The 12,169-nt window shown below is 62.5% G+C and carries 8 protein-coding genes; 7 read left to right on the top strand and 1 reads right to left on the bottom strand.

Translation table 11 applies throughout. The annotated features are described in order from the left end of the window. Positions 1-243 precede the first annotated feature (243 nt). The 7 genes from AC788_RS04730 to AC788_RS04700 all read left to right on the top strand — a co-directional run bounded on the left by AC788_RS04730 (position 244) and on the right by AC788_RS04700 (position 11,199). Complete coding sequence (locus AC788_RS04730; protein ID WP_049859445.1) at positions 244-561, top strand: SCP2 sterol-binding domain-containing protein; 318 nt, start codon at positions 244-246, stop codon at positions 559-561. A 165-nt stretch (positions 562-726) separates the two neighbouring features. After that, positions 727-5,802, top strand: a complete 5,076-nt coding sequence (locus AC788_RS04725) for a dermonecrotic toxin domain-containing protein (RefSeq protein ID WP_049859444.1) — start codon at positions 727-729, stop codon at positions 5,800-5,802. A 170-nt stretch (positions 5,803-5,972) separates the two neighbouring features. Further along, positions 5,973-6,815 (top strand): iron uptake transporter permease EfeU, encoded by an 843-nt coding sequence (efeU, locus tag AC788_RS04720; protein ID WP_049859443.1) that lies wholly within the window; start codon positions 5,973-5,975, stop codon positions 6,813-6,815. 7 nt (positions 6,816-6,822) lie between these two features. Then, positions 6,823-8,016 (top strand): iron uptake system protein EfeO, encoded by a 1,194-nt coding sequence (gene efeO, locus AC788_RS04715; RefSeq protein ID WP_049859442.1) that lies wholly within the window; start codon positions 6,823-6,825, stop codon positions 8,014-8,016. A gap of 206 nt (positions 8,017-8,222) precedes the next feature. Next, on the top strand, positions 8,223-9,536 hold the full coding sequence (gene efeB / locus AC788_RS04710; protein ID WP_049859441.1) for an iron uptake transporter deferrochelatase/peroxidase subunit: 1,314 nt from the start codon (positions 8,223-8,225) through the stop codon (positions 9,534-9,536). Between the two features lie 27 nt (positions 9,537-9,563). Then, positions 9,564-10,391 (top strand): iron uptake system protein EfeO, encoded by an 828-nt coding sequence (efeO, locus tag AC788_RS04705; protein ID WP_049859440.1) that lies wholly within the window; start codon positions 9,564-9,566, stop codon positions 10,389-10,391. A 319-nt stretch (positions 10,392-10,710) separates the two neighbouring features. Further along, entirely contained in the window at positions 10,711-11,199 is a 489-nt protein-coding gene (locus AC788_RS04700) for an REP-associated tyrosine transposase (RefSeq protein WP_049859816.1), read from the top strand. Positions 11,200-11,369: 170 nt separating this feature from the next. Here AC788_RS04700 and AC788_RS04695 read toward each other — a convergent pair whose 3' ends face one another. Continuing rightward, positions 11,370-12,161, bottom strand: coding sequence for an IclR family transcriptional regulator (locus tag AC788_RS04695; RefSeq protein WP_049859439.1), 792 nt, complete (start codon positions 12,159-12,161; stop codon positions 11,370-11,372). Between the last annotated feature and the right edge of the window lie 8 nt (positions 12,162-12,169).

Raw genomic sequence — 12,169 nt, 5'->3', positions numbered from 1 at the left:
ACGCCCGCCAAACCAGGGGACGATTGAATGGGCCCAGCATACCGGGGGGCAAAGCCTTGGGCCAGCCGTGAAACGATCGGCATCAAACAAGCCTTTCAAACGCACGTATGATTTTTCGTTGACAGCTGTCGATGCCCCCCCTAACCTCGCAGGACGTTCACTGTCACATCGAGCCTTGGCCCCCCAAGACTGCGCGCTTGCCGCATGCTTCCAACAGGCACACTTCCAAAAAAGGACCGTACCATGACCTCCGTAGCCGACGCCGTACAAGCCATGAAAGCCAAGTTCAATCCAGCCGCCGCTCAAGGCCTGGATCTGGTGTTTGGTTTCAACATCACCGACGAAGACAAGCACTATGCGCTGCACGTGAAGGACGGCACCTGCGAACTGGAGGAAGGTGAAAACCCGGACGCCAACGTCACCCTGGTGATGGACAGTGAAACCCTCAAGGGTATCGTCAGCGGTGAAACCGACGGCATGCAGGCTTTCATGGGCGGCAAGCTGCGCGCCGAAGGCGACATGATGCTGGCCATGAAGCTGAGCGAGCTGTTTCCGGTCTGATCGTTTGCCGTGTCACCAGACGCCTCGGCCCGTGCCGGGGCGTTTTTGTATCCAGCCAAAGCCTCAGGCGACACATATCTACAGCTTTCAAGAATCGCGCAGGTCCTAGCGTAGGCGCTCCGCGAGCTGGCAATGACCGGCTTGCCCCACAAGGAGTCTGCCTCGATGTCCAACACCCTGCCCTGGTTCCATGCTCGCTCACTGGCGCAGCGCATGTCCCGCCACCTGCTGCAAGCCTTGGAAGAGGAACGCTTGAGCGTGATCGAGCACGACTGGCTGCGGCAACTGCCCGAACAGCCCAGTCTGCCCAATGGCATGCGCATCAGCCTGTTGACCAACGCGGCGCCAGGTATTTTCAGCGGTCTGATGATTGCCCATGCCGACATCGCCAAACCGGCGGTGTACTTCTACTCGCCGATGGCCGGGATATTGCCCTTTTTCGATCGCGACGAGCTCGAAGCGGCCTTGCTCGAACCCGGTATCGGATTCGAGCTGGAAGGTTCGTATGCGCGTTGGCTGTCGGTGTCCAGGACGCCCTTTCAACGCTGGATGGAAGCGATCATTCAGGCCAATGTCAGGCGTCTGAAGCCTCTGCTGGTGTGCCTGCGAGGCCTGCCGGCATTACGTACCGTGCTGGACCAGCAGTTGACCGGTGCCCTGCGCACTGCCCTGCCCGCCAGCGATCCTATCGTTCCGGCGTTGCACCGCGTGCAGCGCCGAGTGGGCACGCCCGGCGCCGTCGAAACCACCCAGAACCTGATCGAGGTCGGTCTGGATGTTCTGACCGGCCGCGCCGGGCCGTCCGTGGAGCATGTCTTCACGGGTGTGTATGGCCAGGCTTTGAGCGTCGCCGAAGCGGCCACCTTCACCACCACGATAACGACTACCGTCGCGACACTCCCCCGTGCTTTCGATGACGCGCTGGTCGGTTTCTGGGCGTCCACGCCGCCCGCGGCAGCGTCCAGCTACCGCACGCTGATGAGCCAACATCTGAAGCACAGCTACCTGAACGCGGTGCTCGAGATCCAGGCACATCTGGGCTACAGCCCAGCGCAGCGAACATTGCTGATGGACGCGGCCCAGGCCAAGCCCGGCGCGAACATCGTGCTGCAAGGCCTGAGCTTTGCCGCTGACCCGGCCAAAGCCGACCGCGCAGTGCCGTGGCCAGGCGTACTGGTGATCAGCGACAGAAGCGACACTTCGCTGGGCTATTGCGTGTACAGCTGCGACCAGGGCTTCACTCTGTGTAACGACTTTGCGGCGTTGCATCAGCACTTCGATACCTTGATCGCGCAAGCCCCGACCAGTCCACGAATCATCGCCAGCCAACGTGCGCTATTCAACGCCACCATTGTGCCGAGACCGCAGCTGATCCCCTTCCTCGGCAGCCCTTGGGAGGCCCTTGCCAACGGATTCATCGACCTGCAGCGCCGTCGCGCTCAGGACTGTTTCGCTACCCCTGCCCAGCTGCACGCCAACCCACTGGCCGCCCTGGCTCAAGCCACTGCGCTTCTCGATTTGCTCGAGCCGAACCTGGGCTGGCTGGGCGAGGCAGGCAAGCACGTCCGCCCAGCCAGCGCGACGGGCAAGGAGCCAGGCGACGTGCACGGCCAGACCTGGCTGCGCGAACTGCAATCAATGCAGCATCAACTGGATGGACAACGCAAACGTTCGCTGAGCCTGGTAGAAGGGGTGCAACGGTTGCTGGCACCCGGGCTACTGGCGATCCAGTCGACCCTGGGGGTCGACGAACTGCACCTGCGTATCGCGGGCGCCCCGCAATTGTCGTCGATCAGGCTGGTCGACTACTTTCTGGAGCGCTGCAGCGGGGCTATCGTCCAACCTCTGTCCAGCGTCGACGACGTGCTGGACGCGCGTGGCAATACGCTTCGATGGCCCGACACCCTGCAGATAGAAAGGCTGATCGGCGAACAAAGCCGTCGCCTGCCCCGCGCATTTGCGGGCTTGGCCGCTCGCCATGACCAAGCGCCCCACGCGCACTACCGCGGCACCTACGACCTGCAGGGGCAGCGACGAGCCATCACCGAGCGCTGCCTGCGCATCACACTGGGGTCGGCGCGGCGTGAAGGTCGAATCGACGAGAACATGCTCGGATGGTTGGACATTGTGCTGAATCGACCAACGGCGGCCTTGCGCAACGCATTGGACGTGGAGGTACAAAGCCTTTGCCTGCGCGCGCGTAGCGATCGCAGCGAGGTCGTGCTGAGCAATCTGTTCCTCGTCCATCGGCGTTCGCAACCCGAAGGCCCGGTACTGATGTGGTCAACCCAGGATGGCCTGCGGGCTTTCAGTTCTGCCCAGCAGATGAAAGAGACCGTTGCCACTGTCGTGACCCAGCCTCAAACGTCCCGACATCTGGCAAGCGGTCGCTACTTCAGGGACCGCTCAGGCCCTATTCAAGACAATGCCAAGCTGGGTGGTGCGTCCGACCTGACGACCCACATCCTGCGCGGGGATTTCATCGACGAACTGTGCGCACTTGAATTCAATCGACGCCTGTATTACCTGAAAAGCAATCTGGAGCTTGGCATCGACTGCCACTTCTCCACCCAACTGATGCAGGGCAATACCGATTTCGGACGCAGCGACGACACGTTGGCGGCGGCCCTTGAATGGCTGGGTACGGAAATCGCCAACAACCAACTGGTGGAACTGCTGCCCAACTGGCTGAAGCAGGCCTCGAAAGCACAGATCACTCGCTACACCGAAATCCTGAGGCGTTGTGTGTGGACCACTGACGTTCAAGGCAACTACCTGGCCAACATCCCCTATATCCTGGATTTCTCCCGAGACCGGTTGAAAGAGGCGATGCGCAAGGCGTGGCCCCAGGGACCCTATAACCCTGATCGGGTGCAGATCACGCTGACCGACACCAGTGGAGGGGGCGTGAACGCCGGTGGCGGTATCGCGCTGGGCAACACTGCCAGTGTGACGCGGTCGCTGACGCAATGGGCCGTCGACCAGTTCGGTGGCTCGCTGAGCAGCGCGATGACCATCGCGCTGGACCCACCCAGCCAAACCATCACCCCGCCGAGCACCTATCAGATTCGTACCTTGGTAGACCAGGCCGATATCGGTGGAGCCTATCGAACAATGCTCGCCGAACGGCTCGCACCTACGGCGTCTGACTATGCCGAACGTCGCCGCCTGTTCGCCCGCGGTGTGCCGCCGCAGATGCTGCGCTACGCCGCTGAACGGCAAATGCAGGGCAAGCTGAGCAATGAGGCCGTCAACCTGCTCGAGCAGGTCATGGAAATGCCCGACGGTCTGGCGCGCGAACCGCTTCACCACCACAACATCATCATCGCGCCGTTCGGTCTGGTAGCGGACATCGACGTTGCTGCCGATCGGGCCTGTGCGATGTTCCTCATAGCACCTGACGACAAAACCGCCGGGCCGGTGGTGCTGTACAGCGCCTATGGCGGCGAACAGACGCTACTCGAATTCGCGGACCGCGCCAGCCTGCTGGCTCAGGTGAAGACCGATAACGGTCTGCAGGCGCTGATCATGTCGCGGCTGCCCGAGCAGGCCAAGCCCCGCTACCAACACGGCGGCTTCAAGGAACCCCATATCCCATGGACCACGGAAGTCAGCGATGGCCAGCGGCCAGGGCGTCCGCCTGCGATCACCCTGTCGGACGAAGCCTACACAGGGAACGCGCTGTTTCTGATTTTCGAAGACACCATGAAGCTGATCCAGCTGGCAGCCAAGGAGCAGACCCTGTCCGCCGGCGAGGCCACCTGGAACGCATTCTGTCACTTGCTGGAGCTGGGCCTGCAACAGGGCTCGGTGATGTTGCCCAGCGCCGTGGCCTCCCTGGTGGCGCTGTATCAGGGCGTTGTGCTGGTACGTGATTCGGTAGAGGCCGCCAAGGAACAGAAATGGGGTGAAGCGGTAGCCGACCTGGTGGCTGCCCTGGCATCCGTCGTCGGGTCGCGCCAAGCGCTGGATGACCTGGAATGGCGCGACTCGTCCAAGCGTCGGCCCAGTGCAGAAGTGGCGGCCTCTGAGCAAGGCTCATTGGGGACATCCGGGCTGACCGCGCTGAAAAACGCTCAAGCCACCGATGTGGTGCTCTCGCAGCTGCACTTCGATCCGCTGCTCAACCTCTACAAAAGCGTCGACGGTAGCCATCGGTATGCCGTTGTAGGGGGGCGCGTGTTCGAGGTGGCGGACGCCGACGTGGGCTTGAAGATCATCAGCGCGCAAGGCGATGGCCCGACCATCGAGCTGGATGAACAGCAAAAGTGGCGGGTGGATGCAGAAGTGCTGCGCATGGGCGGGGGTTATTCCATCGCCGAGCACTATGACATCTGGGTCGCCGAGCAAAACCTGGTGGATCTGTTCATGACCCAGGCCGAGGGCGCCCTACAGATGCGCCAGCAATACCCTCGTCGTCATCGACAACTGGTGGACGCCCATGCCCACAGCGTGGATTGCCTGCGCAACACCTTGGCCAACCTGAATCAAGCAGCACCCCATATGCCGCTCGCTGCCGAAACCAACGCCGTGCTCACCGACATCTTCGAGGTCGATGTCACACCCGCCATACTCCATCAGATCCGCAGCAGTTGCCTGCGCCTGCTCAGCGAGTTCACCGCTCCCGGTTTGGACCCGCAGACATCGCCCCGCTATTGGATGGGCATGAACAAGCAAGGGCACGCTGGCACTCACGCGTTCGTCTGGGAAACCGATCCACTGCAGCGCATCTTCCTGACGGAGCAGTTTTACGTGCTTCCGCCGGAAACCGTCATGTACTCCAATCTGCATCGCAGCCAGAACGACATGTTCGTCCATCATCAGGCGTCTTCACTGCTGCATGAAGTCAGCCACCAGGTGCTCAAGACGGTGGATATCGCCTACATGGACAGCTTCAGACCGCTGCTCGAGCAATACGACAACCTGGGTGGGCCTTACAGCCAGGCACAATTGTATGCCCATAGCCTGAACCGCGTACGGCACGAGGCGCTGTCCTTGAGTACGCCGGACAAGACCCTGTTCACCCGTCGCGGTACCAATGGCCGGCGTGACTTCCGCAACTACGATGGGCGGCAGCGCGAAATGATCCTCAAGTTGTCAGGGAAATCGACGCTGGCTGAAGCCAGGGTGGCCTTTCGCGGCAATTCTGAGGTGCGTGCGAAGATCATCCTGGCGAATGCCGATTCGTTGACACTGCTGGTGCTTCGCCTGGGTCAGGAGGTGTTCGGCACCACGGGTTGATGCCTTGGGATCGATGTCCCTGTTGGGGCGGCAACGGCGCAGCGCGCAGTCCCGCCCCTTCCTGAAGATTTGTTCAGCTTCCGCTCGGCGCAAAGATCAAGCGCTCTGTTCAATAATGAGTATCATTATGTTACAAGTTAGCATCCTTATTACTCCTCGAGCGGTGCGAAGTGCTGGTTCCATTCTTGATCATGCTGCGCGAAGGGATTGAAGCCGCGCTTATCGTTGGCATCATCGCCAGCTACCTGCAACAGACCGGCCGTGGTCAATGGATGCCAGCGGTCTGGATTGGCGTCTTCCTGGCCGCAGCCGTGGCCCTGTTGGTCGGCGGTGGTCTGGAATTGATGAGCGCGGAATTTCCGCAGAAACAACAGGAATTGTTCGAAGCGCTCATCGGCCTGGTGGCCGTGGTCATCCTCACCTCCATGGTGTTCTGGATGCGCAAGGTCGCCCGTTCCGTGAAGCATTCGTTGCAAGCTGCGCTGGACCAGGCCCTGACCGGCTCCCGCCACCAGGTCACTGCGCTCATTGCCATGGTGTTCTTTGCGGTTGCCCGTGAAGGCCTGGAAACCGTGTTTTTCCTGCTCGCCGTTTTTCAACAGAGCGAGGGGCCTGGCGCGCCCATTGGCGCCCTGCTCGGCCTGCTGGTCGCCGTGGCGGTCGGCTTCGCCATCTACTCGGGCAGCATGCGCCTGAACCTGTCGCTGTTCTTTCGCTGGACGGGTCTGTTCATCCTGGTGGTAGCGGCCGGGATTCTCGCCAATTCCGTGATGGCCCTGCACGAAGCCGGGGTCTGGAACAGCTTGCAGACCGTGGTATTCGACATCAGCGCCACGCTGCCCATGGACGGTCCGACCGGATCGGTGCTGGCCGGCATGTTCGGCTATCAGGATGCGCCCACCGTCAGCACATTGGGCGCGTACCTGATCTATCTGGTCGTGGCACTGGTGGCGTTCTTCATGCCCCATGCCGCGCCGACGCCGGTTCCCTCCTCCCCTGCCACTCATCAGTAAGGCCTCCATGTCCAATCCAGTCAATGGCGCGCCACCGCGCCTGATGCGTCTGGCGCTCGCCGGATCGGTGGTCGTGATGATCGCCGCCGGCGGCCTGTTCTACTACGCCTCGCAAGTCGCTTCGAACAAACGTCAGGCCAGTGCCCAGAACGAAATCGTGGTGAACATTCATCCGCACAACTGCGAACCTGCTGCACTGACCGTGCCTGCCGGACGCACCAGCTTTCGCATCGTCAACCGTTCCGAGCGCGCCGTGGAATGGGAAATCCTCGACGGCGTGCTGGTGGTCGAGGAGCGCGAGAACATCGCGCCCGGCCTGAGCCAGGTGATCAACGCCAACCTGCAGCCGGGTGACTATCAGATCACCTGCGGCTTGTTGAGCAACCCTCGTGGCACGTTGAAGGTGACGCCGACGGCCGAGTCCGATGCGGCCGCCAAAGCGCGACCGTCGATGGTGGCATTCGTCGGACCGCTGTCGGAATACCGGGTGTACCTGGCGACCCAGGGCAGCGGCTTGATTCGCGCCGTGGATGCGTTGAACCAGGCCATTGTTGCCGGTGATCTGGCACAGGCGCGCCATCTGTATGCACCGGCGCGCGCAGCCTATCAACGCATCGCGCCCGCTGCTCAGCGTCTGGCCGAGCTGGACAATGCCATCAACGCCCGCGCGGACTACTACGAGAAGCGTGAGCAGGACCCGGCCTTCGGCGGCTTCCATCGCTTGGAATACGGCCTGTTCAAGCTGAACACCTTGGATGGCCTGGCGCCGGTGGCGAAAAAACTGGCAGCCGACGTCACCGAGTTGAAACGCCAGTTGCTGGCGCAACCGCTGCCGCCCGAACAACTGGTGAGCATCGTCTCGCGCAACCTGCGTGGGCTGGCGGACATTCGCACCAACGGTGAGGAAGAGCGCTACAGCCATACCGATTTGAATGGCTTCGCCGCCAACCTGGAAGGCGCGCGCAAGGTCATCGACCTGCTGCGTCCGCTGTTGGCCAAGTCGGCCGCCGAGTTGCTGCCGGGCATCGATGCCGCCGCCGACGAGCTGGCCATGCAGTTGGCGAGCCTGCGCAGCGGTGACGGTTACCAGAGCTACGAAACGGTCAGCGCCGAACAGCGCCAGCAGATTGCCGCGCAAGCCAAGGCCCTGGCCGATGCCCTCGACGGCATCGATCCGGCCCTTGGCCTCTCCACCCTGTAGCAGCGGCGCGAGCCGCGTTGGCGGCCTCTGCGGTGTGATGGAGTGGTTGCAGTGAAGCCCGACGCGGCTCGCGCCGCTGCTACAGGGGCTATGGCGAGCCGCGTTGGCGGCCTCCGCGGTGTTATTGGCTGGCCGCAGTAAAGCCCGATGCGGCTCGCGCCGCCGCCACACGTGCGGCGAATGGAAAAGATACGAGGTCAACAATCATGAGCAACACCGACAACCCGAATTCACCGGTCGACGCCCAGCGTCGGCGCGTGCTGCTGGGCCTGGGCGCTGCCGGCGCGGCACTGGCCGGCGCGGGGCTCAGCTGTCCGGCGATGGCGGCCCCCGCCGCCAAGGTCACCGAAGCACCGAAAAGTGAAAAGACCCAGGACCGCCACGACTACGAAGGCCAGCACCAGGCCGGGATCGTCACGCCACGACCGGCCGCCGGCATGATGGTCGCGTTCGATGTCCTGGCCAGCGACCGCGCAGACCTGGAGCGCCTGTTCCGCACCCTGGACGAGCGCATCCGTTTTCTGATGACCGGCGGCCCCGTCGCACAGGTCGACCCCAAGCTGCCGCCCCTGGACTCGGGCATCCTCGGCCCGGTGGTGGTGCCGGACAACCTGACCATCACCGTGTCGGTGGGCGAGTCGCTGTTCGACGAGCGCTTCGGCCTCACCGACGTCAAGCCCAAGCGCCTGTCGCGCATGGTCGGCTTCCCCAACGACGCATTGGAAGCCGATCAGTGCCACGGCGACCTGACCCTGCAGTTCTGTGCCAACACGCCGGACAGCAACATTCACGCCCTGCGCGACATCGTCAAGAACCTGCCCGACCTGCTGTTCGTGCGCTGGAAGCAGGAAGGCACCGTGCCGCCGCAGGCGCCCGCCAAACCGGGCGAACCCGAGCAGAGCGCGCGTAATTTCCTCGGCTTTCGTGACGGCTCTGCCAACCCGGATTCCAACGACAATCGGCTGATGAATGCGCTGGTATGGGTGCAGCCCGACAGCGACGAACCTGCGTGGGCCGCCCATGGTAGCTATCAGGCGGTGCGCATCATCCGCAACTTCGTCGAACGCTGGGACCGCACTCCCCTGCAAGAGCAGGAAAACATCTTTGGCCGGGTGAAGACCACCGGCGCACCCATGGATGGCCGGCTCGAAAGCGATGTGCCGGACTACGCCAAGGACCCCGAAGGCAAGATCACCAAGCTGGACGCACACATCCGCCTGGCCAACCCGCGCACGGTTGCGTCGCAGCAGAACCTGATCCTGCGCCGCCCGTTCAACTACTCGAACGGAGTGAACAAGAACGGCCAGCTGGACATGGGCCTGCTGTTCATCTGCTACCAGGCAGATCTGGAAAAAGGCTTCATCACCGTGCAGACCCGTCTCAACGGCGAGCCGCTCGAGGAGTACCTCAAGCCCGTCGGCGGCGGCTATTTCTTCACCCTGCCGGGGGTGACCGGCGCCCAGGACTTCATCGGCCGCAGCCTGCTCGACGCGACCAGAACCACCACGACCAACGCTTGACCACTTGAGACCACCGGGGAACCCCTCATGACAAAGACGCCACTCGCTCTGCTGCTGACCCTAGGCCTGTTGAACGCGCCGCTCTCGGCCTTCGCCGCGACCCAGTCGCCCCTGGACCTGGTGGGCCCGGTTTCGGACTACAAGATCTACGTGACCGAAAAGGTCGACCAACTGGCCGAGGAAACCGCCAAGTTCACCGACGCGATCAAGAAGGGCGACCTGGCCACCGCCAAGAAGCTGTACGCGCCAACCCGCGTTCACTACGAAGCCATCGAGCCGATCGCCGAGCTGTTCAGCGATCTGGATGCGTCGATCGACTCCCGGGTCGACGATCATGAAGCCGGTGTGAAGGCAGAAGATTTCACCGGGTTCCATCGCCTGGAATACAGCCTGTACTCGGAAAACACCACCAAGGGTCTGGATGCCCTGGCCGATGGCCTGCTCAAGGATGTGAAGGACCTGCAAACCCGCATTGCAGAGCTGACCTTCCCTCCGGAAAAAGTGGTCGGCGGTGCTGCCGCGCTGCTTGAAGAAGTGGCGGCGACCAAGGTGTCGGGCGAGGAAGATCGCTACAGCCACACCGACTTGTATGACTTCCAGGGCAACATCGACGGCGCGAAGAAGATCGTCGACCTGTTCCGCCCGCAGATCGAAAGCCAGGACAAGGCGTTCGCCGCCAAAGTCGACAAGAACTTCGCCACCGTGGACAAGATCCTGGCCAAGTACAAGACCAAGGACGGCGGCTTCGAAACCTACGACAAGGTCAAGGAAAACGACCGCAAAGCCCTGATCGGCCCGGTCAACACCCTCGCCGAAGACCTCTCCACCCTGCGCGGCAAACTCGGCCTGAACTGACCGCCCGCTGCTTCCCGCATGCCCTCATGAGGCCCCTCTTGCCAGGGGCCTTTTTGTGGGAACGGCTCTGCCCGCGAAGGTCATACCGCTGCACATCCAAAACACCGTAGGAGCGGTCATCGGCCGCGAAAAGACCAACGCGCTCTTCCTGACCCACCGCGGGGTTCCCTTCGCGGCCACGGACCGCTCCTACAAGCCGTATACACTGAACTGCTTGGCCGCCACCTTGATCTCCGTGACCGACATATACCGTCACCAATACGCCCTACCCAACTCATCACTGCACGCTACATTCAAACCTCCCGCCATGGAGGCCGTCATGCCACTCTACAAAAATTGCAGGTTACGCACGGGCCGCTTTTCGCAGCGCGGAGGCATCTATCTCTTGACCGCTGTAGTTAAACATCGCACGCCCGTATTCCGGGATTTTGTATCAGGTCGCTGTGTAGTCAAAGAGATGATGAACGCCCAGCACTGGAACCAGGCCCAATCGCTGGCTTGGGTGGTGATGCCTGATCATCTTCACTGGCTGATGCAACTTGAGGCTGCATCGCTGGAAAGCCTGATGCGCCAGGTCAAATCGCGGTCGAGCAAGGCAGTCAACGAACGGATCGCAAGGACCGGTCAATTATGGCAGGCCGGTTTCCACGACCGAGCACTGCGCAAGGAGGAGGATCTACTTGCCAGTGCCAGGTACATTGTGGCCAACCCGGTACGCGCTGGCTTGGTGAAAAGAGTCGGGGATTATCCGCTTTGGGATGCGGTCTGGTTACACAACCATCAACCACCCAGCTCCCCGCCCCTATGAGCGGTCCGTAACCTGTAGGAGCGGTCCGTGGCCGCGAAGGGAACGCTGCGGTGGGCCAGTAAGATTGCGTTGGTCTTTTCGCGGCCGATGACCGCTCCTACAGGTCGCAATCACTCGGCGGGTCCGTGGCCTGTGGGGCGTTGCGGTGGGTCATAAAGAGTGCGTTGCCTTTACGTCCGGGCGCCCAGCTCGGCGCAGACGGCCTGGGCGGCTTTTTGGACGGTAGGGACCAAGGACTGCATCTTTTCCAGCGGCATATACGGCACCGTGCTGGCGACACTGATTGCAGCCACGATCTGTCCGCTGGCGTCGCGGATCGGCGCGGCGACACAGCGGATCGAGGGTTCGTTGTCTTCCAGGTCGAACGCATAGCGACCCGCAACGTACGTTAGCATGCGGGCCTGAAACTGCGACCAGGTCAATTGCGGATGGTCGGGCCATAGCGCCGACTTCGCCGCCACCGCCTCTCCCTGCTCGAACAAGCGCTGCCATTCGGCTTCGCTGGCATCGAGCATCAACGCCTTGCCGATGCCGGTGCGTGCCAGCGGCATGCGATGCCCGACCCGCGAACGCATCTCCGGGCCATTGCGCCCCGGGGTCTTGTGCAGGTACAGCACCTCATCGCCGTCGCGAATCGCCAGGTGAATGGTGTCGCCGGTCAGGGCCGACAGCTCATCGAGCCAAGGGGTCGCCAGCATCACCAGCGGCACCTCCTCCCGCGCCTGGAAACCCAGCTCGATCAGGCGCGGGCCCAACAGATACCCCACCTGAGGCAACACCCGCAGGTAGCGCTCGTCCACCAGGCAACTGGCCAGTCTGTGGGTGGTGCTGCGGGTGGTGCCGATGCGCCGCGCGATCTCCTTGAGATCGCGGGCGCCGCTAGCCACGGCCTGGATCACCGCCAGACCGCGCAGCAAGGTCTGTGTGCCGGTCGGTACGGCGGGGGGCATGTCGTCCTGCATGGTCAACC

Origin of the sequence: Pseudomonas sp. RIT-PI-a, from assembly GCF_001187875.1 — a bacterium.
GTDB classification, from domain to species: domain Bacteria; phylum Pseudomonadota; class Gammaproteobacteria; order Pseudomonadales; family Pseudomonadaceae; genus Aquipseudomonas; species Aquipseudomonas coleopterorum.
Note: the sequence above shows the minus strand (reverse complement) of the source record. Positions and strands in the feature narration are given on the sequence as shown.